The organism is Deinococcus sp. QL22 (genome assembly GCF_023370075.1).
Lineage (GTDB): Bacteria > Deinococcota > Deinococci > Deinococcales > Deinococcaceae > Deinococcus.
Map to the genome: position 1 here is coordinate 196,801 of NZ_CP097154.1, position 18,740 is coordinate 215,540.

An 18,740-nucleotide genomic window follows, 5' to 3' on the forward strand; every position below is an offset into this window, starting at 1 on the left:
ATGGCAGGAAACACAGCATTTCAATCGCCCCAACACCCTAGACCCTTAGCCCCTCAGACAATTTGAACGTCGGAAATCAGGGCCAACAGATCGGCTGGCGGCCCGGTGGCGTGGCGGGCAGTAATCAGGGTCGTCACACGGCTGGCTGGGGCGATGTGCGCCCGGCTGACCACGCCGAGTTTGCTGGGATCGGCCACCACCACCACCAGACGCGACTGGGCCACCATTGCCCGCTTCACTTCGGCTTCTTCGTGGTTGGCGTTGGTGATGCCCTGTACGGCGTCTACCCCGTTGCAACCCAAAAACAGCCGATCGGCATGAATGTGGCGCAGGACTTCCAGGGCATAAGGGCTGACGAGGCTGTGCTGCAAGGCCCGCAGCGTGCCGCCCGTGACGATCACACGCAGGTTGGGCAGGCGTTCGAGTTCCAGCGCGATATTGAGCCCCGGCGTAACGACGGTAACGTTGCGGAGCATGGGCGACAGAGAACGGGCGACTTCGGTGGTACTACTGCCCACATCCAAAAACACGGTTTCATCGTCTTGCACCATCGCGGCGGCAGCCCGACCTATACGGCGTTTGGCGTCGGCGTGGCGATGGCGGGTTTCTTCGAGGGGAGCTTCACCGCGCACGTCGAGCGGCAATCTGGCCCCACCTCGCGTGCGGCGCAGTTGTCCTGCTCCGGCCAGCACTTGCAGGTCGCTGCGCACCGTCACCTCAGACACCCCCAGCAGTTTTGAAAGTTCCGAAACCGGCAACTCTCCATGCTGATGCACCAACGACAAAATTTCGCCCCGACGCGCCTGTATCACGCCTCACCTCCTCCGGTACTGTCACCGGTCTCTGAATTTCGATACTTTCAGAGCTTACGACAAGATGAAGAAGTCGTCAACAGTCAAAATTGCAATGCAGGGAAATGAAAACTTGGAAAGAAGTCCAACAATGTTACTAAATAGCAAGTATTTTGATTTCTGTGGCCCTTTCTCTGTGATTTCGCAGTTTGTCTTTCCGGACTGCCGGTCTCCGGTAGTTACGAAAAAAGAGATAGGGTAGGTTTCATTTTGCTTTCGGCACAGAGATTTTGATGGTATAGACCGAAATCGGCAGATGCACCCGCTTGGCTTGACCCGGCACAATAGAGGCGTGGCTTTTCCTGACCCTGATTCTTTGCAACTTTGGGCAAGTCTAGGTGTAGCGGCGCCGCGCCAAGTTCGCCTGGCGCCTGCAGCCCGCGCTCGGCTGGCACATGTCGTGGAACTGAACGACGTGTCCTCACCCTCGGATGCAGAGCGGTGGGCCGGACCACTGGCCCGTGAACCTCACATTTTGGCCGACCTGAGCCGCGTGCGTCCTTGGTTGCCGCCGGGAGCCTCCGGCACGCGGCGGGAGACCCTGACCGCTGTGCTGACCGAAATTATGGGCCGGGAGTGGACTGGATTCCTGGTGCTGCTGGGCGAATACGGGCCTTGGGTCTACGCGCCCAGCGTGGCCGACCTGCAAGAGTTGTCGCGCCACTATGCGGCGGTGGTCTTGTCGGCTACTGGTGCATCCGAACAGACTGTGCTGGACGCGGCCCAGCAGCTTCAGCAAACTGGCCCGGCCCACGTTTCATTGCTGGCCCGGCTGGAGGCCACTGACTACCGCCAGCCGCAGCCGCGCATCTCAGACCCCTTGCCATCGCAGTTGGCCGAACTGGAATTGGCCTTTTGGCACGCAGCACAGGCACAGGCGCGGCGGCGGGTACAGGAGTGGGAGAGGGAAAAGCGTTAACGGACCTTGTTGGCCCGCGTATGGTGTAAAAACCGTGTGAGCAGGGCCACCGCTGCAAAGATCAGACCCGCCGTGAGGCCAAACCACAGGCCGCGTGGGCCGGCGCCCAGCCCAAACGCCAGCAGCGAGCCGAAGCCGAGGCCCACGACCCAATACGCCGCCAACGAAATCAGCAGCGGAATGCGCGTGTCTTGCAGGCCGCGCAGGGCGGCATTGGCCGTGACTTGTAGGCCATCAAATATCTGAAACAGGGTGGCGATGAGCAGGAAAGCACTGGCCGAGGCGATCAGCGCGGCGTTGGTGGGATCGCGCAGATTGACGAACAGGCCGATGAACAGGTGCGGGGCGAAGATATAGGCCAGGCTGAATGCGGCCATCAGAGCGATGGCGACGCCTGCGCCCACCAGACCGGAACGGCGGGCGGCGGCCACCTGGCCTGCACCGTGCGCCTGGGCCACGCGGATTCCGGTGGCCGTTGCCAGGCCCAGCGGCAGCATAAAGACAGCGGTGATGACCTGAAGCGCCACATTGTGCGCGGCCAGAGCGTCAGGGCCAAAGCGGGCCATCAACAGGGCCGTGACCGAAAACAGGCCGCCTTCGGCCCCCAACGTCAGGCCGATGGGCCAGCCCAAGCGGGCCAGCGCGCTCACCTCTGAGCGGATTGCGCCAGCGGGGAGCACAGGCCGGGGCAAGCGCCGCAGCGCCAGCGGCAACAGCGTGAGGGCCAGCACCCAAGACGTGATAGCGCTGCCCAGCGCCGCGCCGCGAAGCTGGAGTGCAGGCAGCGGCCCCCAGCCAAACGCCAGAGCGGGACTGAGGACGGCCACCAGCGCCACGCCTGCCACCGCCACCAGCGTGACGATTCGGGCGTTTCCTGTGCCTTCCAGACCGCCGCGCAGGGCTGCAAACACCAGTGTTGCAGGCATTCCCAGCGCGTATAGACGCAGATAATCTCCGGCCAGATCGCCGCGTAAGCTTGCCGGGGCCAATTGCTCCAGGCCCCAGGCGGCCAGAAAGGCAATCGGCAAAAACGCCGCCGAGAGTAGGCCTGCCAGCCACAGCCCACCACGGAAGGCCTTGGCGATGCCCACCGGGTCCCCTGCCCCCGCTGCCGCCGCCACACGCGGGGCCACGGACAACATCACGCCCAGCAGCACGATAAATCCGAGGTAATAGCTGGCGCTGGCATAGGCCGCCGCCGCCAGTTGCGCTGCCCCCAGTCGGCCTACCACCGCCGTACCGACCAAAGCGAGGGCGTTGGTGGCAAATTGCGAGCCGATCACGGGGGCGGCCAGCGTTAATAGCGCGCGGATTTCTGCACCTACCACGCCATTTTGCCCCGGTGAACTGGATGCACGTTGAGGAGCAGAAGGGCGGTCAGAAGTCATCAGAGGAGTGTAAGGGGTCAGTGGGAAGGAAGACGGTGGTCTGCAACCGAGCTGATGGAGAAGCGTCTGGCAGTGGTAGGCGGCGAGACAGGAGTTGGGCGCCCCTAGTCTTAACCTAACTAACGTTAGGCAGCCCTGATCTGCTAGAATAGAGGTCACCAGAGTAAGCGCCCTTTCCCCTGCCCGGAGGTTTGCCCATGACCCAGATCCACACCGTTCCAGCCAGCGTTCCTGTTCCTGCTGCCCTGCCTCTAGAAACGCCCGAACAGTTGGCCGCCTTCGAGGCCCGGATTGCTGCTGGCGAGAAGATTGAACCCGGCGACTGGATGCCTGCCGAATACCGCCGCCAACTGATCCGCATGATTTCGCAGCACGCCCACAGCGAAGTCGTGGGAATGTTGCCGGAAGGCGAGTGGATCAGCTTTGCCCCCAGCCTGAAGCGCAAGCTGATTCTAATGGCGAAGGTGCAGGACGAGGCGGGGCACGGGCAGTACCTCTACCACGCTGCCGAAACCTTGGGCGCGACCCGCGAGGACATGGTGGACGCCCTGCTGAGCGGCAAGGCCAAATACAGCAGCATCTTCAATTATCCCACGCACAGCTGGGCCGACGTGGGTATGATCGGCTGGCTGGTGGACGGTGCGGCGATTAAAAACCAGACCATGCTGGCCGGGTGCAGCTACGGGCCGTACTCGCGGGCCATGGTGCGAATCTGCTCCGAGGAAACGTTTCACCACAAGCAGGGCAAAGAAATGATCGTGCTGTACGCACAGGGCACGCCTCAGCAGCGCGAAATGGCGCAGGACGCCCTGAACCGCTGGTGGTGGCCCAGCCTGATGATGCTTGGCCCACACGACGCCGACAGCCCCAACAGTGGCGTGCTGGCAAAGTGGGGTGTAAAACTCAAGAGCAATGACGAGGTTCGGCAGGAGTACATGAACGAGCATGTGCCAGAGTTGCTGGAAGCGGGTCTGACCATTCCAGACGCCAACATGCATCAGGACGAGCAGGGCAACTGGAAGCACGGCCCGATTGATTGGACGGAGTTCTGGGCCATCGTCAAGGGCGAGCGCGGTCTGAACAAAGAGCGGCTGGGCGCACGTCAGCAGGCGCATACGGACGGCGCTTGGGTGCGTGACGCGCTGGACGCCTACGCCGCGCGGGAGAGCGGAGCCAAGCGAGCGTGAGCGAACTCCCCCGCTGGGAAGTATTCAAGCAGGACGGCCCCGGCAAAGTGCATCAGGCGGTGGGAAGCGTCCACGCGGGCGACGGCCAGCACGCCTTATTCACAGCCCGCAGCGTGTTTGCACGGCGTCCGGCGGCCGTGAGCCTGTGGGTGGCCCGCGCCGATCATATTTTCGCGCTAACCAAGCAGGAGCTGGATGCTGGAAAGGGCGTAGAAGCTGGGGAAGGCGGAACTTTTCACGTATTCGGCAAGAAAACCAACCGCCGCTCTATGGTGCTGGGCGACCACCTGGGTACGTTAGAGGCAGGCAACCCGCAAGCCGCGCTGGACGCCGCTCGTGCCCAGTACGGCAATGAGTTGCTGGTGTGGTGGCTGGTGCCTGAATCGGCGCTGGTTCGCAGCGTGGACAGCGCAGACACGGTAGAGAGCTGGTTTGCGCCTGCCAAAGACAAAACCTACAAACAGCAGAGCAGTTACGGCGTGGTGGGCCAACATGCCAGCGCTCATAATAGGGCCATTCGGGGTGGCGACCATGACTGAGACAGCCCTGACTCAAGCAACATTGCCTCTATCCGATGCAGTCAGAACAGCCCTGATCGCCCGCTTCACCGCGCTGGCTGACGACGAAATCACGCTGTCGCACCGGGTAGCCGAGTGGACGGGGCACGCGCCGCTGCTGGAAGAAGACATTGCACTGGCGAACATTGCACAGGATGAACTGGGTCACGCGACGCTGTGGCTGGGGCTGCGGGCCACGCTGGACGGCAGCAACGCCGACGCCCTGGCCTATCACCGTGATCCTGCCGAGTTCCGCAATGCCCCGCTGACCGAGCTGCCCAAAGGCGACTGGGCCGTGACGATGGTTCGCCAGTACCTCTTTGATGCCTGGGAAGTGCTGTGGCTGGATTCGGCCCGCCAGAGTCCGTATGTGCCGCTGGCCGAGGCCGCCGCCCAAGCCCTGCGGGAAGAGAAATTTCACTTGCAACACACGGCGCTGTGGGTGGAACGCCTCGCGCTGGGCACGCCGGAGAGCACGCGGCGCACGCAGGACGCTTTAACCCAGATTTGGCCCTACGCTTTGGCCCTGTTTGACCCGCTGCCTGCCGAAGCCGACGCGCTAGCTGCTGGCTTCCTGCCCGATGTAGCCGCCCTAAAAACCCGCTGGCTGGGGCTGGTGCGCGGACATTTGGAAGGCGTGGGCCTCAGCATTCCGCCCAGCTCTCCCCTGCCCTACAGCCGCCACCAACACACCGAACACCTCGCGCCGCTACTGGCCGATTTTCAGCGTGTGGCGCGAGAATTCCCTGAATCTCAGGTATGGTGATGACCGCCCAGCTGACTCAAACCTACTGGGACGCCCTACGCGGCGTGGCTGATCCCGAAATCCCGGTGGTGAATATCGTAGAAATGGGGATGGTGCGCGGCGTAGACATTGGAAAAAATGGCGTCCGCGTGCGCTTTACGCCTACCTTTTCCGGCTGCCCTGCCCTACATGTGATCCGGCAGAGCATCACCGACGCTCTGGCCGCTGCCGGGGCCAACGCTGTGACGGTGGAAAACGTGTTCAGCCCGCCGTGGACAACCGACGACATTACGCCTGAAGCCCGCGCCAAGCTGGAAACCTACGGTATCGCGCCGCCCGCGCCCAACGGTGAGTCCAGCCTGTTTATGACGCTGGAGCCGGAAGCTGTGCGCTGCCCCCGCTGCGGCTCCTTCGACACGCGCATGACTGCCTCATTCGGTTCGGCCCTGTGCAAGAGAATGTATGTGTGTCAGGCGTGCAGAGAGCCGTTCGAGGGGATGAAGTCGGTTTAAAACCACAGGGCTGGAGGTCATGGGCCAAAGGGCAGGAAAAACCCCATGACTTACAGCCCAGCATCTTGTCAAGAGGAGTAGCTATGACCACCGTTGTTAGACCAATCCAAGTCGGCTCGTTCATCTCCGGGCAGTGGCACGCAGCCAGCGGCGGGCAGGAAATCCGCGACGCTTCTTATGGGCGGCCTGTGGCCTACGTGTCGTCTGAGGGCGTAGATTTCGGCGCTGCCCTGTACTACGGGCGCACCATTGGCGGACGTACTCTGCGCCGCACGACCTTTCATGAGCGGGCGCGGATGCTGCGGGCACTCGCCGTGTACCTCAACGAGCGCAAGGCCGAATTCAACGCCCTGTCGCACCTGACCGGAGCCACCCGCCGCGACAATCTGGTGGACATCGACGGCGGCATCGGCACTCTGTTCAGTTATTCCAGCATGGCACGGCGCGAACTGCCCGACCAGAAGTTTTTTGTAGAGGACGACGTGAACCCGCTGGGCAAGGGAGGCACGTTTTTTGGCCGTCATGTGATGGTGCCGCGTGAAGGCGTGGCCCTGCACATCAATGCCTTCAACTTTCCGGTGTGGGGCATGCTGGAAAAGATCGCGCCCAACCTGATCGCGGGCGTGCCAGCCATCGTCAAACCCGCCTCTCAAACGTCGTATGTGACCGAAGCGGTGGTGCGGGCCATCCACGAATCCGGCATTTTGCCCGAAGGTGCATTGCAACTGATCTGCGGCTCTACGGGCGATATTTTTGACCATCTGGAAGAACAGGACACGGTGACCTTCACCGGGTCGGCGGCCACGGCCAGTAAACTAAAAATCCACCCGAACATCGTGCGGCGCGGCGTGCCCTTCAATACCGAGGCCGATAGCCTGAACTGCATTGTCCTGGGCGAAACGGTGACGCCCGACGCGCCGGAATTTGGCCTGTTCGTGCGCGAAGTGGTACACGAAATGACCTCCAAGGCGGGCCAGAAATGCACCGCCATTCGCCGCGTGATTGTGCCCGAAAACCGGGTGGAAGACGTGACAGCGGCGATCCGCGAACGCCTCAGCGGAATGACGATGGGCGACCCCTCGCGCGAGGATGTGCGGATGGGGCCACTGGTCGGAGCCTCGCAGCGAGATGATGTGGCGGACGTGCTGGCGCGGCTGAGTGCCGAAGCCGAGGTGCTGATTGGTAGTCAGGTGCAACCGGAGCTGTTGGGCGGCGACTGGGAAGCGGGCGCATTCATGGCCCCAGCGTTGTTGCTGGCCCGCGATCCTCTCAACGCACACGCCGCGCACGAGTTGGAAGCCTTCGGCCCGGTGGCAACGCTGATGCCCTACACCGGAACCGAGATGGCCGCCGAACTGGCCCGCATGGGGCGCGGCAGTCTGGCAGGCAGCATCGTGACGCATGACCGCGACGAGGCCCGCGACCTGTTTTTTGGGATGGCCTCGGCACACGGGCGCATTCTGGTGCTGAATCGCGACGACGCCAAAGAATCCACTGGGCACGGTTCGCCCTTGCCTCAGCTGAAGCACGGCGGCCCCGGACGCGCAGGCGGCGGCGAGGAACTGGGCGGGCTGCGGGCCATTAAGCACTACCTCCAACGCACGGCCCTGCAAGCCGATCCCACCACCATGACTGCCATCACAGGTGAATACGTTCGCGGCGCGGCGGTGCGAGAAAGCAGCGTTCACCCCTTCCGCAAGAATTTTGAGGAATTGAAGGTCGGAGACAGCCTGCTGACCCCTCGCCGCACCGTCACCGAGGCCGATGTGAGCACCTTTGCTGGCCTGTCGGGAGACCGATTTTACGCACACACCGACGAGATTGCCGCGCAGGACAGCTTGTTCGGCAAACGAGTCGCGCACGGCTACTTTGTGCTGAGTGCGGCGGCGGGCCTGTTTGTGGACCCAGGCGTGGGGCCAGTGCTGGCCAACTACGGCCTGGAGAACCTGCGATTTACCGAGCCAGTAGGCTTTGGCGACACCATCCGCGCCCGCCTAACGGTGCAGAGCAAGACCGCCAAGGAAGCGCGGGAAGGCGAAACGCCCACCGGAGTGGTGAAGTGGCATGTGGACGTGACCAACCAGAATGACGTGCTGGTGGCGACTTATAGCATTCTGACTTTGGTGGCGCGGGGGCAGTAAGTATTGAATGGGTAGTGGTCAACGGGAATGGCAAAAACAGCCGGACGCATTGGCCCCGGCTGTTCTGTTTTGTAATTCATGGCTCAGAGCTTGTGACTCAAAGTCAAACTTATTCAGCCTGCAACTGCTGCCAGATGCGCTTCCAGTTGGGCGAAACTGCCCGCGAATCCCTGCTCCAGATTGGCCCGGAAGCCGTCGAACATGGCCTGCTCTTCGGGCGTGGCGTCCAGCGGTGCGCCCTGCAAGGTCAGGCGCGTCTGTTCGTTTTCCTCGGTCAAAGTCAGCGTGGTCATGATCTGAAGCGGCCAGTGTTCCGAGAAGGGCGCACGGACAATTAGGCCCTCTGCATCGGCAAAAGCACTGACGAACACGATCCGGGATGGGACTGCCAGTTCGTGGAAGGTCAGGAGACCGCGCATGGTCATGCCCTCGGGTGTGGCCTACTCGTACAGGAAGCGTCCGCCGGAGCGTACATCGGCACTGACGATGCGCAGGGGAATGCCGGGAGACCCCCACCAGCGGGCCAGGTGGTCTGCGTCTGTCCAGGCCTGAAACACCAGATCGCGGGGCGCGCTGAACAGGCGGGTCAACGTCAGCTCGGGGAGGGCCGTGTGGGTGGGTACCGTCATAAGTCTTCTCCTTTTCGCTGCGCCATAAACTCGGCCAGATGCTTGTCCAGACGGTCGAGCCGCCCAGTCCAGAGGGTTTGGAACGTCCCTGCCCAATCATAAATTGGCCGCAGCGCCGCCGCATTGAGCGAATAGAGTCGCTGTTGGCCCACGCCCCGCACCTGCACCAACTCCACTTCCTTCAGTACACGCAAATGCTTGGAAACGGCGGGTTGACGGAGAGTCAGGGCCGCGGCAATACCGTTGACAGAGGATTCACCCTCTGCCAACAATGTCAAAATTTGGCGGCGCTGCACCTCTGCCACGGCATTAAACACATCAGAGGTAGTGGGTGACCGGGCCATGCCACCATCATATTCCTATATCAGAATACGTGTTAAGAATGTGTTCAGAAGACGCGTACTCTCAATCACACGAAAATTTATGGGCAAAATCCGCATCATCATGAATTCTGAATGTGCGGTGAGAGATACAGTTCCAGTTCAGCTTTTTCAGGCAGGCTGTACAAGTGACTCCACACCCACTGGTTTCTGCCGATTCGGACGCCGCCTTACTGCGGACGTTGGCAGATTCGCGTATGGGTGGAGCCGCGTCCCAGACGGCAGACGAATTGGGCCGGTGTGTACGGCCATTTTTGCCCATCCTGTTTGCGCTGGCAGACCGGGCAGGGATAGCAGACCGGGAAGCCGCCGTATTTGCCATGCTGGACGAGGTGCAGCACTGGTGTCACTGCTGGGAGTCCACGGGCCTGCCTGCGCGGGCATGGGTCATCGGTATGGCCCAAAAGCGGTTGCGGCAGTATCAAGCAAGTCAGCACAACTGAGCTAACACAAATAAGACGGTGGCCCGAATAGATAGATTTCTGACAACAGAGACAAGATACAAGCGTCGGCCTGACAGCGGCGCTTTTTTGCTGGTTTTTCGCCTATCAGCGGCCTTTTACCGCCAGAGAATAAAGCTTTCCAGCTTGACAAAACATATATTTTAGGGCAACCTAAATTATGAGTTCTACGTTCAGAGAGATTCGACCTCTCCCCCCAAAACTGGCCACTTGGTCTGTGATCTGTTTGGCCCTTCTAGCAGCAACCGCTTCAGCTCAGACTGCCTCCAGCAGCAAAAAAACTGTGTTGACGACTTTTACGATTCTGGCGGACATGGTTAAAAACGTGGCGGGCGACAAGGTGAACGTAGTGTCCATCACCAAGCCCGGCGCAGAAATTCACGGGTATCAGCCGACGCCCAGCGACCTTGTGCGGGCCACCAAGGCTGACCTGATTTTCGACAACGGCCTGAATCTGGAACTGTGGTTCGAGCGGTTCCAGCGCAACCTGAAGGGCGTGCCGCGTATCACGCTGACCCAGAACATCAAACCCGTGAATATTGCAGGCGACGCTTACCGGGGCAAACCCAACCCACACGCTTGGATGTCGCCCAGAAACGGCCTGATCTACGTGGAAAATATCCGCCGCGCTCTGGTCAAACTCGATCCCAACAACGCCGCCACTTTTAATGCCAACGCCAAAGCGTACAGCGCCAAACTCGCAGTGCTGGACAAGACCCTGAAGACTCAACTGGCGACGTTGCCGACGGGCACGCGCACCCTCGTGACCTGTGAGGGCGCGTTTAGTTACCTGACCCGCGATTACGGATTACGCGAGGCCTACCTGTGGCCCGTGAATGCCGAGAGTCAGGGAACGCCCCGGCAGGTGCAGGGCGTGATAGATACGGTTCGCAAGCTGAAAGTGCCCACCGTGTTCTGCGAAAGTACGGTGTCGCCCGGCGCGATGGAGCAGGTGGCGCGGGAAGCAGACACCAAGTTCGGCGGCCTGCTCTATGTGGACTCGCTCAGCGATGCACGCGGCCCGGTGCCGACCTACCTGAAGTTACTGCAACACGATGTAGACACGATTTTACGTGGTCTCAAAGGAGCAAAATGACGGCTTCTGTCCTTCCACATCCCGCCGGAACCGTTACCTCCCAGCCCATTCCCAGCCTCAGCGTCGAGGGTGTCAGCGTGGCCTATTCGGGCGGGCAAGTGGCCCTGCGCGACGTGACCCTGCACCTGAATGCAGGCACCATTTGCGGCCTGATCGGTCTGAACGGCGCGGGCAAAAGCACTCTGTTCAAGACCATCATGGGGTTTTTGCCGACGCGTCAGGGGCAAGTGCTGGTGCATGGTCAGCCGGTACAAGCCGCCCAGCGCGGCGGCCTGATCGCCTATGTGCCGCAAAGCGAGGAAGTGGACTGGACGTTTCCGGTGAGCGTGGAAGACGTGGTGATGATGGGCCGCTACGGGCATATGGGCCGCCTGCGCCGTGCGTCTCGCCATGACCGCGATGTAGTGACGCACAGCCTGAACCGCGTGGGCATGAGTGATTTCCGGGGGCGGCAAATCGGTGAGTTGTCAGGCGGGCAGCGCAAACGCGCCTTTCTGGCCCGGGCCCTAGCCCAGGAAGGCAAATTGCTGCTGCTGGACGAACCTTTTGGCGGCGTGGATGCCAGCACCAGCGAGACCATCATGGGCCTGCTGCGCGATTTGCGGAATGAGGGCCACACGGTACTGATCAGTACGCATGACCTGGGCAGCATCGAAGCCCTGTGCGACACGGTGGCGCTGTTGGCGGGCCGCACCGTGCTTGCCAGTGGCTCCACGCGGGAAGTTTTTACGCCCGAAAATCTGGGGCGCGTGTTTGGCGGTTTGCCTATGCTGACGCCGGGCGGAACCGTGGTAGTAACGGGCACAAGTCCTACAGCTAACAATGCCAAATCAACCAACCCTAGTTCAACCAACACTGGGCCCAACTGATGGAAATTTTAACCACACTACTGGCCCCCTTGCAATACGACTTTATGCTGCGGGCGCTGGGCATCAGTGCGTTGGTGGGGGCGGTGTGCGCCGTGCTGTCGTGCTTCGTGACCCTGAAAGGCTGGTCGCTGATGGGCGACGCCGTGTCTCACGCCGTGCTGCCGGGCGTGGTGCTGGCCTATCTGGTGGGCGTGCCGTTCATCGTGGGCGCGTTCATCTTCGGGCTGGGCAGCGTTACAGCCATCGGCTTTATTCAGTCACGTTCTCGCGTCAAGGAAGACACCGTGATCGGCGTGGTCTTTACCGGGCTGTTTGCGCTGGGATTGCTGCTGCTCTCCAAAGTGCCCAGCGACGTGCACCTCAGTCATATCCTGTTTGGCGACGTGCTGGGCATCCGCGATACCGATGTCATTCAGACCATCATCGTGGGCGTCATCGCGCTCGTTTCCATCATGGTGCTGCGAAAAGACCTGATGCTGTTCGTCTTTGACCCGACGCACGCCCGCTCTATCGGCCTGAATACCACGTTTTTGCATTACGCGCTGCTGACCATTCTGGCCCTGACCATCGTGACGGCGCTGCAAACCGTGGGCGTGATTCTGGTGGTCGCCATGCTCATTACGCCGGGAGCTACCGCCTATCTGCTCACCGACAAATTTAACCGCATGATCTGGATCGCGGTGGGCTGCGGCGTGCTGTCCAGCCTCTTGGGAACCTATTTTAGCTACTTTTTGGATGGTGCGACCGGCGCATGCATTGTGCTGATGCAGAGCCTGTTTTTTGCCGCCGCCTTTCTGTTTGCTCCCAAGCACGGGCAGTTAGCGTTGGCACGTCAGCGGGTACGCGATCAGAGCGCCACATAAGAAGATACGTTTGATGGTCAGGAATAAAGCTCAGGCCTTTGCGGTGGCCTGAGCTTTATTCTTGTCCTGCCCTTCCCTATCTACTGCCCTACCAGCACCGCCGCTGTTCTGGCCGCCGCTTCTGCATGATTGCGCTGCTGCACCACCGCACCGGGCAGGGCGCGGGTCAGCAGGGCGGGGTATAAGGGACTGACCCGCAGTGCGCCGCCTGAGAGGGTAACGGGAAGCGGCCCTACCCGTGTCCGCACCCGCCGTGCCAGTTCGGCCAGAGCCGCCGCCGATGCCTCCAAAATCGCCAGGGCTTCGGCATCTCCGGCATCGGCGGCGCGGCCCACGGCAGGGGCAAGCTGGGCCATGGCAGAGGCGCCGGGAGTGGCGTAAGCAAAAGCACGCACAGTGCTCCAATCCAAACCGCCTGTGATAGCGGCAACCTCCCGCGCCAAGATGGAGTCTGGCACCCGGCCCAAGTCCAGTGCGTCGGTTATCAGGCGCAGGGCCGCCCGGCCTATGCTGAAGCCGCCGCCCTCATCGCCCAACAGGAAGCCGCGCCCGCCCGCCCGCACCACTGCGCCGCTTTCGGCCACGTGGTAGGCGATGCTGCCCGTGCCTGCATACACCAAAATTCCGGCACCGGGCCGCAGATGGGCGCGGTAGGCCAGATCAAGGTCGCCCTCCACGCCGACCCGTTCGGGGGCCAGATTCAGTGCGCCCGCCAACAGCAGCCTGACCTCGGCGGCGCGGGCCGAATCGGTGCTCAGGGCGGGCATCCCGGCGTGCAGAGCGTCGGGCTGGCCGGGCAAGGCGGCGGCCAAGGCGGCCAGATTCGCCGCACCCACCGCTGACGCCAGCAAGGTAGCAGTCAGCGGCGGCGTCACGCCCGAAGCCACCGTGACACCGCCGCGCACCAGCACCCATTTGGTACCGCTACCGCCCGCATCTAGACCCAACAGCAGGGGCGAGCGCGTCAAGAAATTACCAGAGTGAAGGAGACGAAAGACATTTCTCAGCAGTGTACGGTAGTTGAAGGGCTATGAGCGGTGTTGGCGGCGCTAGCTCAGCGGATCTGAATATGAGCGGCTTGGAATCTTAACGACTCTGGGTATCTGCGGCGTCGCGCAGGGCATCACCAAAAAAGTTGAAAGCTAACACCGACAGAAAAATCATCAAGCCCGGAGCCAGCAGCCACGGACGGCCCGCCAACGTTTCAAAATTGTTGGCTTCCTTCAGCAGCAGGCCCCAACTGGTCATGGGTTCCTTGATGCCCACGCCGAGAAACGACAGCGTACTTTCTCCGATGATGTAGCCCGGCAGAGCGAGGGTGGCCGACACGATCAGGAAGGAACTGAGGTTGGGCATGACGTGGCGCAGGATGACGCGCAGGTCGCGCACACCGAGCGCCTGAGCCGCCGACACGTAATCGAGTTGCCGGGCCGCCAGCACTTGCCCACGCACCACCCGCGCCACACTGGCCCAGCCGATCAGGGCCAACACCGCCACGATGCCCGCGTACACCCAGGTAGACGGCCATCGGGCCGGAACGAGCACGCTGATGGCCAGCAAGATAGGCAGGCGCGGAAAGCTGAGCAGCACTTCTACGACCCGCTGAATGATGTCATCGGTGCGGCCCCCGTAATACCCACTGATGCCGCCCATGATGATGCCGATGCCGAAGGAAATCAGCACGCCCAGCACGCCCACCGTGAGGCTGACCTGCCCACCGACCAGCATGCGCGACAACAAATCGCGGCCCAGCAGATCGGTACCGAGGGGGAAGAAGAACTGGCCTTCGGGCACGCCGAACAGGTGAACGGTGGAGGGAATGCCCAGCCAGCGGTAAGGTTCCCCGCGCACGAACAGGCCGATATACACGGGGTTTTCCCGGTCTACGACGTTGGTGCGGGCAAACGTGACTGGGTCGCGACCCTGTTTGACACCGTACACGAAGGGCCGAGTGAGTTGACCCTTGTGGACGATATGCACGGCTTGCGGAGCCTGGTAACTGAACGCTTCATGCTGCGCCGTGACCGAATACGGCGCGAGAAACGGCGAAAACAGCGTGATCAGGTAAAGCACGAGCAGCATCCAGCCACCAAGAACGCCCAGCCGGGATTTTCGGTAGCGCCGCCAGGCCAGGGCGAGGGGCGAAGGCACGCGGGCCACCGCAGCCGGGGCAGAAATGGTCGTCACAGCCGTTCTCCGCACGGCCCACAATCCACGTTCCATGCTCCGTTCATGAGTACCTCACCCGTGGGTCAGACCACGCCAGCAGCAGATCGGAGAGCAGGTTGCCCAGCAGCAGCAGCACAGCGCTCATCATCAAGAGCGTCAGGGCCATGTATTGATCCTTATTCAGCAGACTGGTGTACAGCATGGGGCCGATGGTGGGCAGGTTCAGCACGATGGAGGCGACGATGGTGCCGCTGATCAGGGCGGGCAAACTGAGTCCGGCGAGGCTGATCATGGGATTGATGGCGTTGCGGACGGCATGCCGCCAGATGACTTTTTGCTGCGTCAGGCCCTTGGCTTTGGCCGTCCGCACGTAATCCTGCGTCAGCACATCCAGCATCGAGGCCCGCATCTGGCGCATCAGGCCCGCCACGCCCTCCAACCCGATAGCGATGACCGGAATCCAGAGGTGGTTCAGCAAATCCAGCACTTTGGGCCACGACCACGGCGCGTCTATGTACTGAGAACTGAGAATGCCGCCCACGTTGGTGCCGCCCAAGCTGAGCACGAGGGCCACCAGCAGCAACGACGCCAGAAAATCAGGAATTGCCAGCCCGATGTACCCGAAAAAGTTGGCGACCTGTGCGCCGAAGCCGTTGCGGTTGAACGCCGTGTAGATGCCCAGTGGAACGGCGATTAACCAGCTAACCAGCAGCGTGAGGCCCGAAATCAGCACCGTCCAACCCAGGAGTTCGCCAATGACGCTGGTCACGGGGCGGTTTTGAAAGAAAGAGTAGCCGAAGTCGAAGCGCGACACCACGCCCCACAGCCAGCGGCCATATTGCACGGCGGCGGGTTGGTCGAGGCCCAGTTGCCGCCGGATCGCGTCCGCCGTTTCCTGTGTAAAACGCGGGTCTTCTAGATACTGGTCGGTAAAATTTCCGGGTTGCAGCTTGATCACGGCAAAGCACACCACGCTGATGATCAGGATGGTGGGAATCATGCCCAGCAAGCGGCGCAGCGTGTAGGTCAGCATGGCCGAGGGTGGGCTGTGGAGTGTGGGGTGTGGGGAGACATGGGACAACTCCTTGAATTGGGCGGCAACAACTGGGGCGCGTGGGCTGGTGGGGCGTTTTCTGCCCTTCCACACGCCACGCGCCCCAATTGTCAGTTCTAGATGTTCGGCTTACTTCTGAAAAATGAGCGGCACGGGGTTGTAGCCCGGAATGACGCCGAGGTTGTACACGTAGTTGCCGTACTTGTTGCTGACTGCGCCGATGTTTTCGGGCTTAGCAAGGGGCGTGACGGGCAAGTTTTGAGCGAAAATCAGTTGCCAGCGGGTGTACAGCGCCTTGCGGGTCGAGCGGCTGGAGGTGGTGGCCGCGTCATTGAAGATCGAGTAGATTTCTTTTTCCCATGGGAACATTCTGGCGACGTTGGGGGTGGAGCCGTCTACGGCGGGCTGCAAGGAGCGGTGCCAGTAGTACAGCGCCCCGCCGGGTTGCCAGATGGGTTTGCGGAGTTCGGGGTCGGGCTGGTCGCCAAACGCGTGCAGGATCATTTCCCAGTCGCCACTTTGCCCGGTCGACAGGAGCTTGCTGGACAAAATGCCCTTGAGGTTGACCTTCACGCCCGCCTTGGCAAAGTCGCTTTGGATGATGGCCGCGAGCGATGGGTACACACTGGAATCTGTGCCGTAGGTCAAGTCGAATTCCAAATTCTTGCCACCGGGCAAGTTGCGCACGCCGTCGCCGTTGGTATCGCGGATGCCGAGGGCGTTGAGGGCCGTGCCCACCGCCGCGATGTTGAAGTTGCCGAGTTGCGGTTTGGTGTTGGCGTACCAATCTTTGTTAACCGGAGCCACGCCGTGACCGGGTAGGCTGGCGAGGCCGTTGTATACGGTGTCAATGATGCGGTCTCGGTTCAGGGCGCCCTGCATGGCGCGGCGAAAACGCACATCGCTGAACAGTTTGGCGAGGGCCGCGTCTTTGGCATCAAAGTTGTAGGCCACGAACGGCGGGCTGCCGAACAGGGCCGTAGAGCGGAAGACCTTGAAGGCCGCGCCTGATACTTCACGCTGCTTGAGGTCGGGGAACTGCGCCCCAGTCACGTTGAGCTGATCCACGTTGCCCGCCAAGAACTGGGCCACCTGCGCCTGTGGGTCGCGGATAATCAGGAATTCTACGGCGTTCAGGTAGGGCAGCTTGGTGCCTTTGGCGTCTACTTTCCAGTAGTTGGCGTTTTTGGTCAGGGCCACTTTTTGGCCTGCGGTGTAGCTGGCAAGCTTAAACGGCCCGGTGCCGACGATATCGGCTGGGGCGGTGTTGCTGGGCCAGACGTTGTTTACGGCGGCACCCTTGACGTTGCCAAATTTGTGCTGCGGCATAATGAAATAGCGTTGCTGAAGCAGGAAGGCAGGCGCGGCGCGGGGCAAGACGAACTGCACCGTGTAGGCGTCCACTTTCTTCATTTCTACCGGCTTGCCGTCCAGCTTGAAGTTGCCTGGATCGCCCGCCCGCGCTTCGGGATTCATGATCAGGTTTTCGTAGGTGTACATCACGTCGTCGGCGTTGAAGGCCTGTCCGTCGCTCCATTTCACGTCACGCCGCAGCTTGAAGGTGTAGGTTTTGCCGTCGCTACTGACGGCCACGCTTTCGGCCAGTGCGGGTTCGAGCTTGTAGGAAGACAGGTTGAATTCCATCAGGCCGTCGAACATCTGCTGGGCCACCAGGCCGAGGTTGCTGTCGATGACGCCGTAATAATTCAGGCTTTGGGGGCTGTCACCGAGAGCGAGGGTGTAGGTGCCGCCCGGCTTTCCATCAACGATACCGAGTGCACCGTACCCAGTCACTTTTTTGGGCGCGGCGAAGGCGGCCCCGGCGAGGGCGAGCGTCATCAGGGCCAGCGCGGTAGAGGAACGTTTTAACATAGACAGCCTCCAGAAATGAGGTGGTGCGGGAAATGCGGGCGGGTTGTGGATTAAGCCTCCCTAGACTAATACCACTTGCACTCCACTTGCAAGCCCCTGACAAGTTTTGGCCCAGTGGTTGCATAGAGGTGTGGAAGTGGTATGGTCTTAACCATGACCGCCGCGTTGCCCTGGGCCATTCCGCTAGATGCGGACAGTGCTACTCCTGTGTATGTGCAGGTGGCGCATGGACTGGAACAGGGCATAGAAGCCGGGGCCATCAGCCGAGGCAGCGCCCTACCCGCCGAACGGGAATTGGCCCACACACTCGGCATTTCGCGGGTTACGGTGCGGCAGGCCTTGGCGGTATTGGCCGAGCGGGGCTTGTTGGTGCGGCGGCACGGCAGCGGTACGTTTGTCAGTTCCAACGACGTTCTTTCAAGCGAGGTCAGTTCAGCAGGGCAGGTTGGCCTCTCTGAGGATTCGGTTCAACACTCAAACCAGCAAGCGGCGTCCGGCCTTGCCTCGCGCCCACTCGGACTTCTGACCGGATTCAGCGACGATATCCGCTCCAGGGGCCTGATTCCGGGGGCGCGGGTGCTGCGGTTCGAGCGTGGGTATCCGACGCCGCAAGAAGCCATGACGCTGGCCCTGTCGCCCACTGAAGGCGTGATCCGGCTGCGCCGATTGCGAACGGCCAGCGGAGAACCCTTGGCGATAGAAGACAGCACCCTGCCCGCCACCCTCGCCCCAGACCTGACGCTGGACGCCGTGACAGACGCCAGTTTATATGCCCTACTCGCGGCGCGTGGACTGCGTCCTCACCGGGCTATTCGGCACCTGCGGGCCGTAAACGCCGACGCAGAGCTGGCCGCCCTGCTGGACATCGCCCCCGGCGCGGCCCTGATTGCCACCGAGCGCGTGTCCTGGACGGCGGCAGGACGCCCGATAGAACATGCCCGCGCCCATTACCGGGGCGACCGCTACGACTTCGTGATGGAGTTGCAGGGCGGCCAGGAGCAGGAGAAACAACGTGGAGGGTAGAGCGTGGAACGTGGGGGAACCGAG

The 18,740-nt window shown here is 61.7% G+C and carries 18 protein-coding genes and 1 pseudogene; 11 read left to right on the top strand and 8 right to left on the bottom strand.

Going from position 1 to position 18,740, the window contains the following annotated elements:
* Window positions 1–53 precede the first annotated feature (53 nt).
* A complete protein-coding gene (locus tag M1R55_RS27390; RefSeq protein WP_249396361.1) occupies window positions 54–809 on the bottom strand; it encodes a DeoR/GlpR family DNA-binding transcription regulator in 756 nt (251 codons plus the stop codon).
* Between the two features lie 334 nt (window positions 810–1,143).
* Between M1R55_RS27390 and M1R55_RS27395 the strand changes: the two genes are divergently transcribed.
* Complete coding sequence (locus M1R55_RS27395; RefSeq protein WP_249396176.1) at window positions 1,144–1,770, top strand: hypothetical protein; 627 nt, start codon at window positions 1,144–1,146, stop codon at window positions 1,768–1,770.
* Here M1R55_RS27395 and M1R55_RS27400 read toward each other — a convergent pair.
* A complete protein-coding gene (locus M1R55_RS27400) occupies window positions 1,767–3,158 on the bottom strand; it encodes an MATE family efflux transporter (RefSeq protein WP_249396177.1) in 1,392 nt (463 codons plus the stop codon). The genes M1R55_RS27395 and M1R55_RS27400 overlap by 4 nt on opposite strands.
* A 197-nt stretch (window positions 3,159–3,355) precedes the next feature.
* Here M1R55_RS27400 and paaA point away from each other — a divergent pair, with 197 nt between their 5' ends.
* The 5 genes from paaA to paaZ all read left to right on the top strand — a co-directional run bounded on the left by paaA (window position 3,356) and on the right by paaZ (window position 8,300).
* Entirely contained in the window at window positions 3,356–4,345 is a 990-nt protein-coding gene (paaA, locus tag M1R55_RS27405) for a 1,2-phenylacetyl-CoA epoxidase subunit PaaA (protein ID WP_249396178.1), read from the top strand.
* Window positions 4,342–4,884, top strand: coding sequence for a phenylacetic acid degradation protein (locus M1R55_RS27410; protein ID WP_249396179.1), 543 nt, complete (start codon window positions 4,342–4,344; stop codon window positions 4,882–4,884). The genes paaA and M1R55_RS27410 overlap by 4 nt, the downstream gene beginning before the upstream one ends.
* A complete protein-coding gene (paaC, locus tag M1R55_RS27415; RefSeq protein WP_249396180.1) occupies window positions 4,877–5,668 on the top strand; it encodes a 1,2-phenylacetyl-CoA epoxidase subunit PaaC in 792 nt (263 codons plus the stop codon). The genes M1R55_RS27410 and paaC overlap by 8 nt, the downstream gene beginning before the upstream one ends.
* Entirely contained in the window at window positions 5,668–6,159 is a 492-nt protein-coding gene (gene paaD / locus M1R55_RS27420) for a 1,2-phenylacetyl-CoA epoxidase subunit PaaD (protein WP_249396181.1), read from the top strand. Before paaC ends, paaD begins: the two co-directional genes overlap by 1 nt.
* Before the next feature lie 83 nt (window positions 6,160–6,242).
* Window positions 6,243–8,300 carry a phenylacetic acid degradation bifunctional protein PaaZ gene (paaZ, locus tag M1R55_RS27425; protein WP_249396182.1) on the top strand — a complete coding sequence of 686 codons (2,058 nt, stop codon included), beginning with the start codon at window positions 6,243–6,245 and terminating at the stop codon, window positions 8,298–8,300.
* Window positions 8,301–8,413: 113 nt separating this feature from the next.
* Here paaZ and M1R55_RS27430 read toward each other — a convergent pair.
* Window positions 8,414–8,929: pseudogene (locus M1R55_RS27430) on the bottom strand (SRPBCC domain-containing protein).
* Window positions 8,926–9,273, bottom strand: a complete 348-nt coding sequence (locus tag M1R55_RS27435) for a helix-turn-helix transcriptional regulator (protein WP_249396183.1) — start codon at window positions 9,271–9,273, stop codon at window positions 8,926–8,928. Before M1R55_RS27435 ends, M1R55_RS27430 begins: the two are co-directional and overlap by 4 nt.
* 164 nt (window positions 9,274–9,437) lie before the next feature.
* Between M1R55_RS27435 and M1R55_RS27440 the strand changes: the two genes are divergently transcribed.
* The 4 genes from M1R55_RS27440 (at window position 9,438) to M1R55_RS27455 (ending at window position 12,598) form a co-directional block, all read left to right on the top strand.
* Window positions 9,438–9,752 (top strand): hypothetical protein, encoded by a 315-nt coding sequence (locus tag M1R55_RS27440; protein WP_249396184.1) that lies wholly within the window; start codon window positions 9,438–9,440, stop codon window positions 9,750–9,752.
* A gap of 331 nt (window positions 9,753–10,083) precedes the next feature.
* Entirely contained in the window at window positions 10,084–10,866 is a 783-nt protein-coding gene (locus M1R55_RS27445) for a metal ABC transporter substrate-binding protein (RefSeq protein WP_371827324.1), read from the top strand.
* Entirely contained in the window at window positions 10,863–11,735 is an 873-nt protein-coding gene (locus M1R55_RS27450; RefSeq protein WP_249396186.1) for a metal ABC transporter ATP-binding protein, read from the top strand. Before M1R55_RS27445 ends, M1R55_RS27450 begins: the two co-directional genes overlap by 4 nt.
* Window positions 11,735–12,598, top strand: coding sequence for a metal ABC transporter permease (locus tag M1R55_RS27455; RefSeq protein ID WP_249396187.1), 864 nt, complete (start codon window positions 11,735–11,737; stop codon window positions 12,596–12,598). The genes M1R55_RS27450 and M1R55_RS27455 overlap by 1 nt, the downstream gene beginning before the upstream one ends.
* An 80-nt stretch (window positions 12,599–12,678) precedes the next feature.
* Here M1R55_RS27455 and M1R55_RS27460 read toward each other — a convergent pair whose 3' ends face one another.
* From M1R55_RS27460 to M1R55_RS27475, 4 genes are all read right to left on the bottom strand, one after another.
* Window positions 12,679–13,566 (bottom strand): N-acetylglucosamine kinase, encoded by an 888-nt coding sequence (locus M1R55_RS27460; protein ID WP_249396188.1) that lies wholly within the window; start codon window positions 13,564–13,566, stop codon window positions 12,679–12,681.
* 118 nt (window positions 13,567–13,684) lie between these two features.
* A complete protein-coding gene (locus M1R55_RS27465; protein WP_371827325.1) occupies window positions 13,685–14,821 on the bottom strand; it encodes an ABC transporter permease in 1,137 nt (378 codons plus the stop codon).
* 7 nt (window positions 14,822–14,828) lie between these two features.
* Entirely contained in the window at window positions 14,829–15,800 is a 972-nt protein-coding gene (locus M1R55_RS27470; protein ID WP_249396190.1) for an ABC transporter permease, read from the bottom strand.
* A 150-nt stretch (window positions 15,801–15,950) separates the two neighbouring features.
* Window positions 15,951–17,693: an ABC transporter substrate-binding protein gene (locus M1R55_RS27475; RefSeq protein WP_249396191.1), complete on the bottom strand. Its 1,743-nt coding sequence runs from the start codon at window positions 17,691–17,693 to the stop codon at window positions 15,951–15,953.
* Between the two features lie 153 nt (window positions 17,694–17,846).
* Here M1R55_RS27475 and M1R55_RS27480 point away from each other — a divergent pair, with 153 nt between their 5' ends.
* On the top strand, window positions 17,847–18,716 hold the full coding sequence (locus M1R55_RS27480) for a GntR family transcriptional regulator (protein ID WP_249396192.1): 870 nt from the start codon (window positions 17,847–17,849) through the stop codon (window positions 18,714–18,716).
* Window positions 18,717–18,740 lie beyond the last annotated feature (24 nt).